The sequence below is a fragment of the Sphingomonas sp. BLHR8 genome (assembly GCF_056821725.1).
Genome location: NZ_JBPDIM010000002.1, coordinates 182753 through 200003 on the forward strand (window position 1 = coordinate 182753; position 17251 = coordinate 200003).

Here is a 17251-nt window from a genome sequence, read left to right on the forward strand (position 1 = left end):
CGCGGATGCGAAAAGGGCAGCGGGTTGCCCCGCCGCCCTCGTCATTTCAGCCTGCGCTGGAGCGTCACTCGCCGGTGATGAAGCCCGGCAGCGCGTCGCCGCCGGTGGGTTCGCCACCGTCGCGGTCTTCGCGCGGGCGACGTTCACCACGCTCGCCGCCGCGATCCCCACCACGATCATCGTCGCGGTCGCGGCGCGGGCCGCGGTCGCCACCGCGATCACCACGCTCGCCACCCCGGTCCGAGCCCGGACGGCGGCGCGGGCCGCGGTCGTCGCGGTCGCGGCCGCCACGGTCGCCGCGACCTTCACCACGGTCGCCGCGCGGGCCCCGGTCGCCGCCTTCACGCGGTTCGCGCGGGGGGCGGGTGTCGGGCAGCTCTTCGCCGGTTTCCTGGTCGACCACGCGCATCGACAGCCGCACCTTGCCGCGCGGATCGATCTCGAGCACCTTGACCTTCACGTCCTGGCCTTCGCTGACGACGTCGGCTACCTTCTCGACGCGCTCGTTGCGCATTTCCGAGACGTGGACGAGCCCGTCCTTGCCGCCCATGAAGTTCACGAACGCGCCGAAGTCGACGATGTTGACAACCTTGCCGTTGTAGATCTTGCCGATCTCCGGCTCCTCGACGATGCCCTTGATCCAGTTCATCGCCGCTTCGATCTGTTTGAGATCGGACGAGGAGACCTTGATCAGACCTTCATCGTCGATGTCGACCTTGGCGCCGGTCTGCGCGACGATTTCGCGGATGACCTTCCCGCCGGTGCCGATCACGTCGCGAATCTTCGACTTGTCGATCTGCATCGTTTCGATGCGCGGGGCGTGCGCCGACAGTTCGGTGCGTGCTTCGCCCAGCGCCTTGGCCATTTCGCCGAGGATATGGGCGCGGCCTTCCTTCGCCTGGTCGAGCGCCTGGCGCATGATGGCTTCGGTGATGCCCGCGACCTTGATGTCCATCTGCAGCGAGGTGATGCCCTCGCTGGTGCCGGCCACCTTGAAATCCATGTCGCCGAGGTGATCCTCGTCGCCGAGGATGTCGCTGAGCACGGTGAACTCCTCGCCCTCGAGGATCAGGCCCATGGCGATGCCCGACACCGGGCGCGCGATCGGCACGCCGGCGTCCATCATGCTGAGGCAGCCGCCGCACACCGTCGCCATCGACGACGAACCGTTCGACTCGGTGATGTCGGACAGGACGCGGATGGTGTAGGGAAACTCGTCATGCGTCGGCAGCACGGGGTTGAGCGCGCGCCACGCGAGCTTGCCGTGGCCGACCTCACGCCGACCCGGCGCACCGAAGCGGCCCACTTCACCGACCGAATAGGGCGGGAAGTTATAGTGCAGCATGAAGCGCGAGTAGCTGAGCCCGTCGAGGCCATCGATCATCTGCTCGGCGTCCTTGGTGCCGAGCGTGGTGGTGCAGATCGCCTGCGTTTCGCCGCGGGTGAACAGCGACGAACCGTGGGTGCGCGGCAGGAAGCCGACCATCGCTTCGATCGGGCGCACCTGCGTCGTCGAACGCCCATCGATGCGCTGGCCGTCCTTGAGGATCGCCTTGCGCACGATGTCGCTCTCGAGCGTCTTCACGAGCTTCAGCTTGCCGAGATACTCGCTCGGATTTTCCGCCTGCAGCGTCGCATAATGCTCGCGCGCTTTGGTGCGCGCAGCGTTGATCGCGTTCTGCCGCTCCGACTTGTTGGTAAGGCGGTAGGCCGCGGCGATGTCGTCGCCGATGACGCCGCGCAGCTCGTCGAGCGCCGCCGACTTGTCCGCGACCGGGGCGAGCTCCCACGGGTCCTTCGCGGCCTGCTCCGCGAGGTCGATGATCGCGCCGATGACCTTGCGGATCTCGTTGTGCGCGAACATCACGCCGCCGAGCATTTCCTCTTCGGTCAGCTCCTTGGCCTCGGACTCGACCATCATCACCGCGTCCTGCGTAGCGGCGACGACGAGGTCGAGGCGGCCGTCGGCGACTTCGCTGAGCGACGGGTTGAGCTGGTACTCACCGTCCTTGAAGCCGACGCGCGCGGCACCGATCGGGCCCATGAACGGCACGCCCGAGATGGTCAGCGCAGCCGAAGCGGCGATCATCGCGACGATGTCGGGCTCGGTCTCACCGTCATAGCTCATCACTTGGGCGATGACGTTGATCTCGTTGTAGAAACCTTCCGGGAACAGCGGGCGCACCGGACGGTCGATCAGGCGGCTGGTCAGCGTTTCCTTTTCGGTCGCGCCGCGCTCACGCTTGAAAAAGCCGCCGGGGATGCGCCCCGCGGCCGAGAATTTTTCCTGATAGTGGACGGTCAGCGGAAAGAAGTCCTGCCCTTCCTTGACCGAGCGCGCGGCGGTCACCGCGCACAGCACCACCGTCTCGCCATAAGTGGCGAGCACCGCGCCGTCGGCCTGGCGGGCGACGCGGCCCGTTTCCAGCGTCAGCGTCTTGCCGCCCCATTCGATCGAGACGGTCTTGGTGTCGAACATGCTCATATAATGTCACCCGGCCGCCCTATTGCGATGCCGGGGCCTCTTCTTGGTCGCGGGCAAGCCGGCCCGCGGCGGTTCGGGGCCTGATGGGTGCCCCTTGGCCCCGCCGCCGGATGCGGTCGGATGCCGGTCATGCGCGCGTTGGCGCCATGCAAATCGGCGCCCGCGAGGGGCGCCGACGTGAACTCTTACTTGCGGAGGCCGAGCTTGGCGATCAGCGCCTGGTAGCGGCCTTCGTCCTTCTTGCGGAGGTAGTCGAGCAACGCGCGACGCTTGTTGACCATCATCAGGAGGCCACGGCGCGAGTGGTTGTCCTTGTGGTGCAGCTTGAAATGCTCGGTCAGCGTGTTGATGCGATCGGTGAGGATCGCGACCTGCACCTCGGGCGAGCCCGTATCGTTGCTGGCGCGCGCATTGTCCTGGATCAGCTCGGCCTTGCGTTCGGCGGTAATCGACATGTCATTTCCCACGGTATCGCGTCACAGATTGAACCCGCGGAGCACCGACATCATGCCGGCGCGGACCTCGATCAGCGCGACCGGCACGCGGCCGTCCGTCGCCAGATAGGTTCCGTCGTCCACGGATTGCCCGGAGAGCGTCCGCCCCTGGCGAACAAGCCTTGCCTCGTCGGGCGCGAGAGAGAGAGCCGGGATACCGTCCAGCCCTGCCTCCAACGGCAAAACTACCTCTTCAAGGCTGCGCGCCATAGCGGCATCGGCCAATTTGTCCAGTGAAATCGCCTGCGTGAGCCTGAACGGTCCCGCCCGCGTGCGCCGCAGCATGGTGACATGCCCGACCGTGCCGAGCGCATAGGCGATGTCGCGCGCGAGGCTGCGGATGTAGGTGCCTTTGGACACCGCGGCGGAGAGGGTGATGCGGGCTAGGTCCTCCCCGGCACGGGGAGGGGGACCATCCGCAGGATGGTGGAGGGGTTGAGGCCCTTGGAAGGAGCGGGCAGCGTGGGTCGAGAGGCCGATCACCCCTCCCCCAGCTTCGCTGGTCCCCCTCCCCGTGCCGGGGAGGATCGCGAGCGCGAACACCTCAACTGACCGCGGCGCCAGTTCGACCGCCTCGCCTCGCCGGGCGAGGTCGTAGGCGCGCTGGCCGTCGACTTTCAGTGCGGAATAAGCCGGCGGCACCTGCTCGATCGGTCCGGTGAAGCGCGGCAGGACCGCCTCGACCTCAGCCAGCATCGGGCGCACGTCGCTCTCCGCGACCACCTCGCCCTCCGCATCGAGGCCGGCGGTTTCGGTCCCAAAGGTAAGCTCGAAATCATAGGCCTTGCGCGCATCGAGCATCCGCCCGGCGAGCTTGGTCGCCTCGCCCAGCGCGATCGGCAGCACGCCCGACGCCAGCGGGTCGAGCGTGCCCCCGTGGCCGACCTTGACCTTGGCATAGCCGCCCGCCCGCAACGCGCGCTTGACCGCGCTGACCACCTGCGTCGAACCGATCCCGACCGGCTTGTCGATCACCAGCCAGCCGTGGAGCGCCTTCATCCGCGCCATTCCTCCGCGAGGATCGAGAACAGCCCCGTGTCGCGCACGTCGCCGGTCCACGTCACCCGCTCGGCGCGCAGCACGCCTTCCTTCATCGCGCCGAGCTTGACCACCGCCGCCTGGCTGCGGGAGTTCCGCTCGTCGATGCGGAACTCGACGCGCCGGATGCCGCAGCCGAACGCGCGGTTGAGCAGCAGATTCTTGACCCGGCGGTTGAACGGCGTTCCTCGCAGCGCCGGGATGATGTACGTGCCGCCGACTTCCACCGTCTGTCGCTGCTCGGAATAGTTGAGGTAGCCCGACATGCCGACCACCTCGCCGTCGAGCAGCAGCACGAACGGCCAGCGCAGGTCGCTCGCCAGCACGGCGTCAAAGCAGGCGTCAAAATCGCCCGCCCAGTCGGACGGGTAGATCGCCCAGATTGCGGGGTCGGCGGCACAGGCGGCACGCAGGCCTTCGCGCCAGGCGGGGGCAAAGGGTTCGAGGCGGAGGTCGCCGTCGGCCATCGGCGCGGTGAGTTGCTCAAGACGCATCGCGCAGCCGCTCCATGAAGTGGCGCCGGCAGAGCGCGATGTAGCGGTCGTTGCCGCCGATGTCGGTCTGCGCGCCTTCGCCGACCGCGCGTCCTTCCGCGTCGACGCGCAGGTTCATCGTCGCCTTGCGGCCGCATTCGCAGACGGCCTTCAGCTCGACCAGCGCATCGGCAAGGCCGAGCAGCGCCGCCGAGCCGGGGAACAGCTCGCCCTGAAAATCGGTGCGCAGGCCATAGCAGAGCACGGGGATCGACAGCTCGTCCGCCACTCGCGCGAGGTCGCACACCTGTTGCCGCGTCAGGAATTGCGCTTCGTCCACCAGCACGCAGGCGAGACCGTCGCGCTCCCCGCCGACCGCGGCGAACAGGTCGGTATCACGCGCGAAGCTGTGGGCGGGCGCCTTCAGCCCGATGCGGCTGGCGATGCGCCCGTCGCCCGAGCGGGTGTCGACCCCGGCCGTCCACAGCATCGTCCGCATCCCCCGCTCGGCATAGTTGAACGCCGCCTGGAGGAGGTTGGTCGATTTCCCCGCGTTCATCGACGCATAGTAGAAATAGAGCTTGGCCATGCGTCGCGTGTCGGCGGGGGCGGGGGCGGGGGCAGGGGGCCGCTACGCCCCGGGCTCCACCAATCAGCCCCTGGCCTCAGCCATCTCGATCGAGCGCAGCACCATGGCGCGCGCCTCGTCGGCGTTGCCCCACTTGCCGACGCGGACCCACTTCTCCGGCTCCAAGTCCTTGTAGTGCGTAAAGAAATGCTCAATCTGCGAGAACACGATGTCGGGCAGATCCTCGCGTTCGCGCACGTTGGTGTAGTATGGGAACGTCTTGGTGTCGGGGACGCAGATCAGCTTTTCATCGCCGCCATGCTCGTCCTCCAGATGGAGGAGCGCGATCGGGCGCACCCGCACCACGCAGCCGGCGAGGAACGGCGAACGCGCGATCACCAGCGCGTCGAGCGGGTCACCATCGTCGCACAGCGTGTGCGGCACGAAACCGTAGTTTGCCGGGTAACGCATCGGCGTGTGCAGGATGCGATCGACGAACAACGCCCCCGACCCCTTGTCGAACTCATATTTGACCGGCTCGCCGCCCGCCGGGACTTCGATGATGACGTTGACGTTGTTCGGCACGTTGCTGCCGATCTCGATCTTGGAAATGTCCATGGGAGAGTGACGAAGCCTTCTTTCGCGAGGGTCTTTTCGTGGTGGACGGTGATGCTCAGCGCGCAGCCCGGCGCGGTTCGAGCAGGCGGTCGATCCCCGACGGGCCGGTACCGACCTTTTCAAGGTGCGGGTAGCGCAGGCCCCCCGTGTAATCGAGCCGCACCGTGCGGACGCGGTCGCCCCGCTGCACGATCAACTCGACCGGCCGGTTGCGGTCGGTCGCGGCGGTGACCGCGGCCTTCATCCGGTCAGCCGAGTAGCTGCGCCCGTTCACGGCGACGATCTTGTTGGTCGCGGTGAGGCCCGAGCGCATCGCCGGGCTGTCGAACTGCACGCTCGAAATCGTGCCGTCGCGGTCGATGGACATGCCCGGCCCAAACAGCAGGTCGAGGTTGGTGCCGAGCCGCATGCGCTCCGCATCGAACGCGTTGGGTTCGGCGCGATAGACCAGGCGATATCCGCCCGCCTCGATCCCGCCCAGCGGCGCCGGCGCGCCCGGCGTGCGGAACCGCTGCGTCAGGAAGGTGGACCAGTCGTAGGGCGCGACCGCGTTCAGCGTGCGCACGACCTCGTCGAAGTCGTAGGTGACCGTGCCCCAGTCGCCGTTGCGAATGCCGAAGAACAGCTTCGCGAAATCGTCGAGCCCGCGCTGGCCGCCGGTCAGCCGCCGGATCTGCTGATCGACATCGAGCCACTGCAGCGAGCTTTCGTTGTAATAATCCTCGCCGCGGCTGTAGCTCGCCCAGGCGCGCGGGCGGCGGGCGGAGATGACTGGCTCGAACGTCGTATCCTCGACGCTGCGCCACGCGCGGCCCGGCTGGTTCTGGTAGGTCGCGGCATAACGCGCCCATTCGCCGAGCGCATATTCCTTAGATTGGAGGCCCGACCGTGCGCCGAGCACGATGTCCCAGAAGCTCGTCTGCCCCTCGTACACCCACAGAAGGTTGCCTTCCATCGGCACCGAATAGTCGGGGGTCCACAGCCCCACCGGACGGCGGAACTTGCCGTTCCAGCTGTGGATCATCTCGTGCGGCAGCAGCCCGCGCTGGCTCGCGCGGCGGTCCCATTCGCTGAAGGTTTCGGGGGCGAGACTGTTCTCGCTAGAGCGCTGATGCTCGAGCCCGATGCCGCCCATCTCGTCGGTCAGCGCGAGGAGGAAGGTGTAGCGGTCAAAGTGCTTGGAGCCGAACAGCGCCAGCGCCTCCGACACCAGCGCGCGGTGCATGTTGATGTGCGCGTCGGTCGCCGCGGCGATGTTGGCCGCATCGTCGGCGACGACGGCGAGGCGCACGTCATTGCCGAGGTCCCACATCTTGGCATGCTGGCCGGCGAACATCGGCGAATCAACGAGGGTCTCGTAGTCGGTTTCGGCATAGTCGAGGCGGTTGGTACCGCTGCCGCGCCGTGCGCCGTCGAGCGCGGTGTAACCGGTCCAGCCCGCGGGCAGCAGTACCGACGGCGTCACCCGGATGTTCCGCGTGGCGTAGTGTGCGGGGTAGAGCGACAGCTTTTCCCACTGGATGTTGCTCATCGCCGGGGTCATCACCACCCGGCCTTCCGCACTGCGCGTCGGCGTCAGCGCATCGAAGCGGGCGGTGACGCTGCGCGCGTTCTGCGGCAGCGCAATGCGATAGGCGAACACGTCGCGCGGATCGCGCGTCCAGCTGAGCGTCCGACCGCCGCTTTCGAAGCGTACCCCGGCGATGGTCTCGATCGAGCCGCGCGGGGCGTGGTTGCCGGGCAGCCACTGCGGCAGGCGGAGCACCATCTCGCCGCCGCGCTCGACCACGGGGATGGTCTGCGTGACGGAGATGACGCCGGTTTCGGGCTTGGTCGCATCCACCAGCAGCGTCATCACGCCCGCGCGGCGCGCGTCGCCGTTGGGGAAGCGCGGGGCGTCGCGCGGGTCGATCGGTGGGCGGCTCTTTCCATCGACCACGACATGGCCGACCGCCTGCGCCACCGCCTGAATGGCATCCTGCGCAAAGCCGGGGGTCGCAATCCCCGCCGCCAGTGCGAGAGCGCCTGCGCTCGCGAGCCCCAGTCCGATCCGCTTGCCCGTCATCAATTCGTCCCTCTCGCCGCACATTTGGTCTTATGCCGCCCCGCCTAGCGAAAAGGCGACGGCTGGCCTAGTGGGCGCGACGCGATGGCCAAGAACCCCACCCCCCAACCCGTCCGCGGCACGCAGGACATGATCGGCGACACCGCCGATCGCTTTCAGCACGTCGTCGATACCTTCGAAAAAGTGCGCCGCCTCTATGGTTTCCGCCGGATCGAAGTGCCGGTCATCGAGCCCACCGCGGTGTTCGCCCGCAGCCTCGGCGAGACCACCGATGTCGTCTCCAAGGAGATGTATTCGTTCGAGGACCGGGGCGGAGACTCGATCACGCTGCGCCCCGAGTTCACCGCGGGAATCGCGCGCGCCTATCTGACCGACGGCTGGCAGCGGTTCGCGCCGGTGAAGGTCGCGACGCACGGCCCGCTGTTCCGCTACGAACGCCCGCAAAAGGGGCGCTACCGCCAGTTTCATCAGCTCGATGCGGAGGTGATCGGCTCCGCCTCGCCGCTGGCGGACGTGGAGCTGCTGGCATTCGCCGACCAGCTGCTGCGCGAGCTCAAGATCGAGGGCGCCACGCTCACGCTCAACACGCTCGGCGACGCCGCCACGCGCGAGGCGTGGCGCTCGGCGTTGATCGCGCACTTCGCCGAGCGCCGCGACGAACTGAGCGAGGACAGCGTCGCCCGCCTCGACCGCAACCCGCTGCGCATCCTCGACAGCAAGGACCCGCGCGACCGCCCCGCCGCCGACAGCGCGCCGGAAATCGACGCCTACCTCTCCGACGAGGCCGGGCGCTTTTTCGAGGACGTCATCGCCGGGCTCGATGCCGCTGGCGTCGCGTGGACGCGCAACAGCCGGCTCGTGCGCGGGCTCGACTATTACCGTCACACCGCGTTCGAGTTCATCACCGACCGTCTGGGAGCGCAAGGCACCGTGCTCGGCGGCGGCCGCTACGATGGGCTGATCGAAAATCTCGGCGGCCCCGCCACCCCCGCGGTCGGCTGGGCGGCGGGCATCGAGCGACTTGCGATGCTGACGGAGGCGCCCGCCGCCCCGATCGCCGACGTCGCGCTGGTGGTCGAAAACGACGCCCGCATCCCCGACGCGCTCGCCCGCGCCACCGCACTGCGTCGCGCGGGGCTGGCGGTGGAGATGGTCGCCGAAGGCTCCGCGCGCAAACGCTTCGACAAGGCCGTCAAACTCGCCACCCCCGCCGTCCTCGCCCTCGACCTGCGCGACGGCGAGCCGACCGAACGTCTGCGCTGCGAGGATGGGGCGCTGCAGGGGCGGGTTGAAACGGCTGGCGTGTGTAGATAAATACACATGGAAAGGGATAGTCGGCGGATCGTCAAGCGCCTCCTTCGCGAAGGCTTTGTCGAAGTGTCGTCGCGTGGCTCACACCACAAGTTCGTGCTTGGAGGTCGGGGGGTGATCGTGCCCCATCCCAAAAAGGACCTGCCGACCGGCACCGCGCGCGGTCGCCAAGGCTGCAGGTTGGCTGGAATGAGGACGATGGCAATGCGCTACTACCATGCTGTGGTGCACAAGGAGGAAGGCAGCGCTTTCGGCGTGCATTTCCCCGACCTCCCGGGCTGCTTTTCGGCGGCCGATCGGGTGGAGGACGTGATCCCCAATGCCGTCGAAGCCTTGGCCCTGTGGTTCGAGGACGGGGAGGTCAGCGCCGAGCCGCGCCCGATCGAGGCCATCCAGCGCGAAGTCGCGGACGACCTTGCCGAGGGGGCGTTCCTGGTGATGGTTCCTTGGATCGGTCGCAGCGCAGGCCCTGCGCGCGTGAACATTTCAATCGATCGAGCGATGCTCGCGGCAATCGACAGCGCTGCCGCCCTGCGCCGGTTGACCCGTTCGGCGTTCCTCGCCGAGGCCGCGCGTAACGAGATTGAGGGGCGGCGTTGACCCGCATCGCGGATGATCGCATCGCGCAGATCCTGGCGCGGCGGGAGGAGTTGGGGGCTCGGCTGGCGTCGGGGCAGCTCGACGGGGCGGCGTTTGTGGCGGCGTCGAAGGATTATGCGGAGCTGGAGGGGGTCGCCTCCGCCGCGGAGGAGGTGACCGCGCTGCGGCGGGAGGCGGCGGAAATCGACGCGATGATCGCCGGCGACGATGCCGAGATGCGCGCGCTGGCGGAGGCGGAGCGGCACGAGCTGCACGAACGCCTCGACGATGCCGAACGTGCGCTGGCGCTGGCCCTGCTGCCCCGTGACGAGGCGGACGAACGCTCCGCCATGCTGGAAATCCGCGCCGGGGTGGGCGGCGATGAAAGCGCGCTGTTCGCGGGCGACCTCCTGCGCATGTATCAGCGCTTCGCCGATGCGCGCGGCTGGGGGGTGGAGATCGTCTCCGCCAACGCTGCGGAAGTCGGCGGGTTCAAGGAGGTGATCGCCACCGTCACCGGGCGCGGCGTGTTCGCGGCGCTCAAATATGAGAGCGGTGTCCACCGCGTGCAGCGCGTGCCGGTGACCGAAGCGGGCGGGCGCATCCACACCAGCGCGGCGACCGTTGCGGTGCTGCCCGAAGCGACCGAGGTCGACGTCGCGATCGAGGACAAGGACCTCAAGATCGACATTTACCGCTCGTCGGGCGCGGGCGGGCAGCACGTCAACACCACCGACAGCGCCATCCGCATCACGCACCTCCCCAGCGGCATCGTCGTCACCCAGCAGGACGAGCGCAGCCAGCACAAGAACCGCGCCAAGGCGATGCAGGTGCTGCGCACGCGGCTCTACGAACTGGAGCGCGAGAAACTGCACAGCGCGCGGGCGGGGGAGCGGCGGGCGATGGTCGGATCGGGCGACCGGTCGGAGCGCATCCGCACTTATAATTTCCCGCAGGGGCGCATCACCGACCACCGCATCGGGCTAACGCTCCATCGGCTGACCGAGACGCTCGAGGGCGACCTCGCGCCGTTGGTCGATGCGCTGACCGCCGAGGACCAGGCCGCGCGGCTGGCGGCGCAGGGCGAGTGAGCCTGCGCAGCGCGCTCGCGGAAGCGGCGGCTGCGCTGACGAGCGTCGCCGACGACCCGCGCTACGAGGCGGAACTGTTGCTGGCGGCCGCATTGGGGGTGGAGCGCGGCGCCTTGCTCCTCGCTCCGCCGGAAAAGGTGCCGGATCGTTTCGCCGAACTCATTGCGCGTCGCGCAACCGGCGAGCCGCTCGCCTACGTCCTCGGCCATGCCGATTTCTGGACGATCCGCCTCGCCGTAGGTCCCGGCGCGCTCATTCCGCGCAGCGACAGCGAGACGCTGCTGCGTGGGGTGACCGCTGCGCGCCCCGACTGGAGTCCGCAGCGCGTGCTCGACCTCGGCACCGGGCCGGGCACGCTGCTGTTCGCCGCGCTCGATCAATGGCGCGAGGCGGCGGGGGTGGGGCTCGAACGCTCGCCGCAAGCGCGCGCTTGGGCGGAGCGCAACCGTGCGGCGCTGGGGCTGACCGAGCGCGCCGAGATCGTCGCCGGCGACTGGCACAATGCGCCCACGCTGGCAGGGCTCGGGCAGTTCGACCTCATGCTCGCCAACCCGCCCTACATTGCGGAGGGCGAGGCGGACGCGGCGCCGAGCCTGTCGCATGAACCCGCCGAGGCGCTGTGGGCGGGCGCCGACGGGCTCGCCGACTATCGCGTCATCCTGCCGGCGCTGCCTTCGCTGCTGACCGCTGACGGCATCGCCGCAGTGGAGATCGGGCATCGCCAGGCGGCCGCCGTCACCGCGCTGGCGCAGGAGGCCGGGCTGGCGGTGATCGACGTCGCACAGGACCTTGGCGGGCGCGACCGGGCGCTGCTGCTGACACGATAGGGGTTGATTTGGCGCCGCTGGCTGCTAACGCTGGGGCGCGAAAGAAAGGGTCTGGCTCGTGTGGCCGGCCTCGATTTCATCCGCTCCATGGACGCGATTGTCTTCATGGTTCCGGCGCAACGGCGGCGGGGACATGACATGACAACATGCGTTGCTTGACGGAGCGGCGGGCAGCACCGCCAAGGATATGGCGGCTTTGCGGGGGGCTCGCGCGATGCCGGACGGGCCGGCTCGCCCACCTCGCCAGAGGGATCCGACAGGACCGCATTTCCTTGGCACTTGAACGCTTGGAACGCATAACCGCATGAACAATCGCCAGAACGGCCGCCGTCGCGGTCGCAACAATCCGCGGCCGCAGGGCGGCAATCGCGGGGGTTTCGATTCCGGCAATCGCATCGACAGCCGGGCGCGCGGCAACGCGGCGCAGCTGCTCGAGAAATACAAGAATATGGCGCGCGACGCACAGATGTCGGGCGACCGCGTGCTGACCGAATATTACCTCCAGTTTGCGGACCATTATTTCCGCGTCCTGTCCGACGCGCGCAGCCGGCAGGAGGAACAGCGCGCCCGGTTCCAGGATCGCGACGATGATTCGCGCGAGGAGCCGGAAGCCGAGGCCGAGGAGGACGAATTCGACGCGATCGATTCGATCGGCCGTGCCCCGCGCCAGCGCCCGCAGGAGCGCGGCGAACGTGCGCCGGACCGCTCGGAGCGTTCGGGTGAGCGCGGCGATCGGGGGGACCGCGCAGAGCGTGGCGGCGACCGCTACCGTCGCGAAGGCTATGACGCAGACCGTCCGGCGCGGCGCAACGGCTATGACGCGCGCCCGCAGGATGGCAGCGAAAACGATGGTCGCGCGGATCGTGGCCGTGGCCGCGACGACGCCGAGCGGGACGAGGGCGGCTACAACCGGCGCGAGCGGGGCGGCGACGAACGCCGTGCGCCGCGCGGACGCGGGGCGCGCGAGGATCGCGGTTCGGCGATGAACGCCGCTCCTGCCGACTTCGACGATGCGCCGGCCGCAATCGACATCGCTGTGCTGCCGCCCGCGATCGGCGCGATGGACGCGATCCCGATGCGCGACGATTTCGACCTCGCTCCGGTCGAAACGGCGTCGGTGGACAGCGAAACGGCGCTGCCCTCGGCGCAGCCCGAAGACGCCGAGGCCGCGCCTGCGCCGCGCCGTCGCGGGCGCCCGCGCAAGGTGGTTGCGACCGAAGGCGACGACGCGGCGGCCTGATCCCGCCGACCGCGCTGCGCCTTCCCTCGCGGGCCTGATCGTCGATGTCCGCCACGCCGCCGGTGGAGGCTGATGCGCCGCACACAGCCGCTGATCGGCGGTCGCGTCGGTGGCTGCCTGTGCTGGGAGCCCTGATCGGCGCGCTCGCCGGTGTCGGCGTTGCGACCCTGCTCCCGCGCGCCTACCGTGCGACCGCGGAGTTGCGGGTCGTCGCGCCGGTGCCGCCATCCGCGCCGTCGGCGCGTGGCGGCGCACCGGCACAGCGCGCTCAGCCGGCCATGGCGGCCTCCGCCGCGTCGGTCTTTGCCAACACCCAGCGAGCGCTCGCCACGAGCCGCGCCATCCTGGCGCCGCTGTTGCCGCCCGGCGCGGGCAGCGGGCGGTTCGATGCGCTGCACACGCACCTCGATGTGCGCACCACGCAGCGACCGGCCGGGCTGCGCCTGACGGTCAGCAGTCGTTCGCCGGGCGCCGCCGCGCTGTTCGCCAACCGCTGGGCGGAGGGGCTGCTCGCCGCGCAGGTCGACCGCAGCCGGTCGAACCTCGCACCCACGCTCGCGGCGCTCGACGCGCGTATCGCCGACAGCGAGCTGCGGGTGTCGCGCATCGCCGAGGCGATGGCCGACGCGCCCGTCGCCGATGCCACGCGCGCCGAGGTGGATGTCGCGCGCCTGACGCTGGCGGCGCTCACGGAGAGGAGCGCCGCCGCTTCCAGCGCGCTCGAGGAAGGGCAAGTCGAGGCGGAGGTGCTGCCCGACGCGCTGCGCGCTGCCCGCGCGAACGCGGCGGCGGATCTCGCCCGGTGGCAGGCGCAATATGGCGCGGACTATCCGGCCGCCCGTGCCGCCCGCGCCGAACGCGACCGGCTCGATGCGCAGGCGCAGCAACTGCTACGCGAGCGGCGCGAAACGCTGACCGATGCCGAGCGCGAGGCGAAGGCGGCTGAGGCGACCGCGCGCGAACGGGTGCGCACCCTTGAGGCGAACCTTGCCCAGCTGGAGACGTCCGCGGACGTCGGCGGCGGCGAGGACATCAACCTCCCGGCGGACCCGGCGGCTCGCGCGCGACGGCTGGACGAGGAGCGCGAGCGGCTGGCGCGGTGGAAGGCGGAGCGGCTGGCGCTCGAGACGCGCGCGCTGGTGCAGCCGCGCCTGCGCCTCGCCGAGCGCGCGGCTGTCCCGTCGCGTCCCGCGCGACCGATCGTGGCCGCATGGGTCGCGCTCGGCGCGGCGCTTGGGGCCATCGTCGGGGCGTTGAGCCTGATGCTGCGGACCCGCGCTCAGCGGCGGCGGGCGATGCCTTCGGCGAGCAGCCGGTTCGCGCGCGCGGCGATCTCCGCGACGTCGGCGTCGCGCTCCCATCGGCCGTAGCGCAGGCCCAGGAACACGTTCATTCCCATATAGGCCCAGGCCTCGACCTCCCCCAGATCGTCGCGCAGCGTGCCTTCGTCGCCGCCGCGGCGCAGGCGTTCGGCGATGCGCGCGGCGGTCGCGTCATAATGGCGCCGGAAGCTCTCCGGATCGACGAACTCTGCCTCGTCGACGATGCGGTAGAGCTCGTCATGGTCACGGGCGAAGGCGAGGAAGGCTTCGAGCGCGCGGCGTTCGCGGTCGATCGCGTCATCGCCCTGCGCAATGGCCGGGGCGACATGATCGCGCACCCGCGCCGACATATCGCTGACGAGCGCGCGGAAGATGCCCGCCTTGGTCGCGAAATAGGTGTAGAAACTGCCGAGCGCGACCCCGGCCCGCGCGGTGATCCCGCTGATCGAACCTTCGTGGAAACCTTTCTCGCCGAACTCGCGCGCGGCGGCGTCGAGCAGGCGGCGGCGGGTGCGCTCACCACGCGCGGTGCGCGGGGGCGGCGGGTCGGCGGGCAGATCGGTCGGCGCCGCAGCGGTTACCGGCGCGCGCTGGCGAGCGGCGGCAGTGGCGCGCGGGCCACGCTCCTCATCCATGTGCGATCCCCCTTCGCTTCAGAGTTGAAACCTGGTTCACCTTTCAGTACGGAGGCGGAGAGTTGGACGCAAGGGGGGCGTCGGTCACGCGCAGCAAGCGGCGGACCCATGCCTCCCCGATCGGGGAGAGTGAGCATGAACATGAGCGCGAAAGCGGTGTGGCTGGCAGGTTCGGCGATCGCCGCAGTGGCGGTGAGCGCCCCGGCAGCGGCCCAGACGACCTCGACCGGCGACGCGCCGGGTGATGAGGTCGCCTCCACGCAAGCGACCATCGCCGACCCCGCCACCGACATCGTCGTCACCGCGCGCCGCCGCGAGGAACGGCTGCTCGACGTGCCGGTGGCGATCACCGCCTATTCGGGCGAAGCGCTCGAAGCCGCGGGCGCGATCGACATCACCGACCTCTCCCAGACCACGCCCAACGTCACGCTCGAAACATCGCGCGGGACCAATTCGACGCTCACCGCCTTCATCCGCGGCGTCGGCCAGCAGGACCCGGTGGCGGGGTTCGAATCGGGCGTCGGGCTGTATCTCGACGACGTGTATCTCAACCGCCCGCAGGCGGCGGTGCTCGACATCTACGACGTGGAACGGATCGAGGTGCTGCGCGGGCCGCAGGGCACGCTCTACGGCCGCAACACCATCGGCGGCGCGGTCAAATATGTGACGCGGCGGCTCGATGACGATGCCTTCCTGCGCGTGCGGGCGACCTACGGCAGCTATAACCAGGCCGACGGCGTGGTGAGCTTCGGCCTGCCGACCTCGAGCGGGGTGCTGCGCTTCGGCGGGTCGCTCGCGCGGCTGTCGCGTGGCGGCTTCGGCACCAACCTCACCACCGGTGACGAGAATTACAACAGGGATGTGTGGGCAGGGCGCCTCAGCGCCGAAGTGCACGGCAGCGGCATCTTCGTGCGGCTGTCGGGCGATTATACCGACGACCGCTCCAACCCGCGCGGCGGGCACCGGCTGATCCCCGGCCTCGTCAGCGGGACGCCGGTGCTGAGCGACGTCTATGACAGCCGCGGGGCGCTCGTGTCGCCGCGTCAGCGGGTCGAGGCATGGGGCGTGTCGCTTTTCGCCGAAGCCGAATTGAGCGACGCCATCACCGTCCGCTCGATCACTGCCTGGCGCAAGGACGACAGCGCAACGCCGATCGATTTCGACGCGCTCGCCGCGGTCGATGTCGACGTTCCCGCATTCTACAACAATGATCAGGTGTCGCAGGAACTGCAGCTGCTGTTCCGCACCGGCGCGCTGTCGGGGCTGATCGGCGGTTACTACCTCAACGCGCGCGCGGCGACGGTGTTCGACGTGCGCCTGCCCGGCAACGTTACCGCGCTGACGCAGGGGGATGTGCGGACCGACACCGGCGCGGTCTTCGGCGATGTGACCTACGACATCACGCCCGCGCTCAGCCTGTCGGTGGGCGGGCGCTACACCTGGGACAACCGCAATTCGCAGGTGGTGCGCAACCTCTACATCGGTGCGTCGCCGGCGTTCGGTGGCACGAGCAATCCGCTGGTGCGCCAGACCGATTTCCGCGGCAGCGCCGATTTCGAACGGTTTACGCCGCGCGCGTCGATCAGCTTCAAGCCGGCCGAGGACCACCTCCTCTACGCCAGCTGGTCGGAAGGGTTCAAAGGCGGCGGTTTCGATCCGCGCGGCGTCGGCACCGCCGCCCCCGACCTCAACGGCAACGGCCGAACCGGCGCGCAGGGCGACCAGGAGGACATCTACAACTTCCTCTCGTTCGATCCCGAAACCGTCACCAGCTATGAAATCGGCTACAAGGGCGCGCTGTTCGACCGCGCGCTGACGCTGGCGGTGGCGGCGTTCAACGCCGACTATACCGACGTGCAGATCCCGGGTTCGATCGGCGCGACGGTGGGCGGCGTGCAGACCTTCATCGGCATCACCACCAACGCCGCATCGGCGCGCATCCGCGGGATTGAGGTCGAATCGACCTTCACCGCGCGCGATTTCGGGATGAGCGGCGGGCGCCTCTCCCTGGGCCTCACCGGCGGCTATATCGACGCCAAATATCGCCGCTTCATCGACGCGCGCGGAATCGACGTCGCCGACCGCCGCGCGTTCCAGAACACGCCCGAGTTCACCGGCAGCGCGACGCTCGGCTATTATGCGCCGATCGGCGGCGGCGGGCTGACCGCATCGACCACGCTCTCCTACCGTAGCGACAGCCAGCAGTTCGAGCTTGCCAACCCGCTGCTCGACCAGCCGGCCTATGCGCTGTGGGACGCGAACCTCGTCTGGAATGCGCCGGGCGATCGCTGGTCGATCGGCCTCCACGCGCGCAACATCACCGACAAGCGCTACATCGTGTCGGGCTACAGCTTCCTGCGGCAGAACCCGGACACCGCCGCGTTCGTGCTGGCGAACGGCCAGCCGGGGTTCAGCTCGACGCTCGGCAACGACGGCGTGCTCACCGCCTATTACGGCTCGCCGCGGCAGGTGTTCGGCACGGTGACGGTGCGATTCTGAGCACTG

General features: G+C 69.3%; 15 protein-coding genes and 1 pseudogene. 8 read left to right on the top strand and 8 right to left on the bottom strand.

Annotated elements, in window-relative coordinates:
- Positions 1-64: 64 nt before the first annotated feature.
- The 7 genes from pnp to ACRYJK_RS10915 all read right to left on the bottom strand — a co-directional run bounded on the left by pnp (position 65) and on the right by ACRYJK_RS10915 (position 7741).
- Positions 65-2479: a polyribonucleotide nucleotidyltransferase gene (gene pnp, locus ACRYJK_RS10885; RefSeq protein WP_482667609.1), complete on the bottom strand. Its 2415-nt coding sequence runs from the start codon at positions 2477-2479 to the stop codon at positions 65-67.
- 191 nt (positions 2480-2670) lie between these two features.
- Complete coding sequence (gene rpsO, locus ACRYJK_RS10890) at positions 2671-2940, bottom strand: 30S ribosomal protein S15 (RefSeq protein ID WP_482667610.1); 270 nt, start codon at positions 2938-2940, stop codon at positions 2671-2673.
- 21 nt (positions 2941-2961) lie between these two features.
- Positions 2962-3978, bottom strand: coding sequence for a tRNA pseudouridine(55) synthase TruB (gene truB, locus ACRYJK_RS10895; protein WP_482667611.1), 1017 nt, complete (start codon positions 3976-3978; stop codon positions 2962-2964).
- The gene (locus ACRYJK_RS10900; RefSeq protein ID WP_482667612.1) at positions 3975-4511 is read right to left on the bottom strand and encodes a GNAT family N-acetyltransferase; all 537 of its coding nucleotides are present in this window, start codon (positions 4509-4511) and stop codon (positions 3975-3977) included. Before ACRYJK_RS10900 ends, truB begins: the two co-directional genes overlap by 4 nt.
- On the bottom strand, positions 4501-5079 hold the full coding sequence (locus ACRYJK_RS10905) for a thymidine kinase (protein WP_482667613.1): 579 nt from the start codon (positions 5077-5079) through the stop codon (positions 4501-4503). The genes ACRYJK_RS10900 and ACRYJK_RS10905 overlap by 11 nt, the downstream gene beginning before the upstream one ends.
- Before the next feature lie 63 nt (positions 5080-5142).
- Positions 5143-5676, bottom strand: coding sequence for an inorganic diphosphatase (ppa, locus tag ACRYJK_RS10910; RefSeq protein ID WP_482667614.1), 534 nt, complete (start codon positions 5674-5676; stop codon positions 5143-5145).
- A gap of 55 nt (positions 5677-5731) precedes the next feature.
- Entirely contained in the window at positions 5732-7741 is a 2010-nt protein-coding gene (locus ACRYJK_RS10915) for a M61 family metallopeptidase (RefSeq protein ID WP_482667615.1), read from the bottom strand.
- 84 nt (positions 7742-7825) lie between these two features.
- On the opposite strand from ACRYJK_RS10915, the gene hisS reads away from it, so the two are divergent.
- The 7 genes and pseudogenes from hisS (at position 7826) to ACRYJK_RS10950 (ending at position 14159) form a co-directional block, all read left to right on the top strand.
- Complete coding sequence (hisS, locus tag ACRYJK_RS10920) at positions 7826-9055, top strand: histidine--tRNA ligase (RefSeq protein ID WP_482667616.1); 1230 nt, start codon at positions 7826-7828, stop codon at positions 9053-9055.
- A gap of 6 nt (positions 9056-9061) precedes the next feature.
- Positions 9062-9154: pseudogene (locus ACRYJK_RS10925) on the top strand (type II toxin-antitoxin system HicA family toxin); the annotation flags it as partial.
- A 96-nt stretch (positions 9155-9250) separates the two neighbouring features.
- A complete protein-coding gene (locus ACRYJK_RS10930; RefSeq protein ID WP_482667752.1) occupies positions 9251-9652 on the top strand; it encodes a type II toxin-antitoxin system HicB family antitoxin in 402 nt (133 codons plus the stop codon).
- Complete coding sequence (prfA, locus tag ACRYJK_RS10935; RefSeq protein ID WP_482667617.1) at positions 9649-10722, top strand: peptide chain release factor 1; 1074 nt, start codon at positions 9649-9651, stop codon at positions 10720-10722. Before ACRYJK_RS10930 ends, prfA begins: the two co-directional genes overlap by 4 nt.
- Positions 10719-11549: a peptide chain release factor N(5)-glutamine methyltransferase gene (prmC, locus tag ACRYJK_RS10940; RefSeq protein ID WP_482667618.1), complete on the top strand. Its 831-nt coding sequence runs from the start codon at positions 10719-10721 to the stop codon at positions 11547-11549. The genes prfA and prmC overlap by 4 nt, the downstream gene beginning before the upstream one ends.
- Before the next feature lie 304 nt (positions 11550-11853).
- Complete coding sequence (locus tag ACRYJK_RS10945; RefSeq protein ID WP_482667619.1) at positions 11854-12789, top strand: DUF4167 domain-containing protein; 936 nt, start codon at positions 11854-11856, stop codon at positions 12787-12789.
- 119 nt (positions 12790-12908) lie between these two features.
- Entirely contained in the window at positions 12909-14159 is a 1251-nt protein-coding gene (locus ACRYJK_RS10950) for a GumC domain-containing protein (RefSeq protein WP_482667620.1), read from the top strand.
- Here ACRYJK_RS10950 and ACRYJK_RS10955 read toward each other — a convergent pair.
- Entirely contained in the window at positions 14069-14746 is a 678-nt protein-coding gene (locus ACRYJK_RS10955) for a TetR/AcrR family transcriptional regulator (protein WP_482667621.1), read from the bottom strand. The genes ACRYJK_RS10950 and ACRYJK_RS10955 overlap by 91 nt on opposite strands.
- Positions 14747-14881: 135 nt before the next feature.
- On the opposite strand from ACRYJK_RS10955, the gene ACRYJK_RS10960 reads away from it, so the two are divergent.
- Positions 14882-17245 carry a TonB-dependent receptor gene (locus ACRYJK_RS10960; RefSeq protein ID WP_482667622.1) on the top strand — a complete coding sequence of 788 codons (2364 nt, stop codon included), beginning with the start codon at positions 14882-14884 and terminating at the stop codon, positions 17243-17245.
- Positions 17246-17251 lie beyond the last annotated feature (6 nt).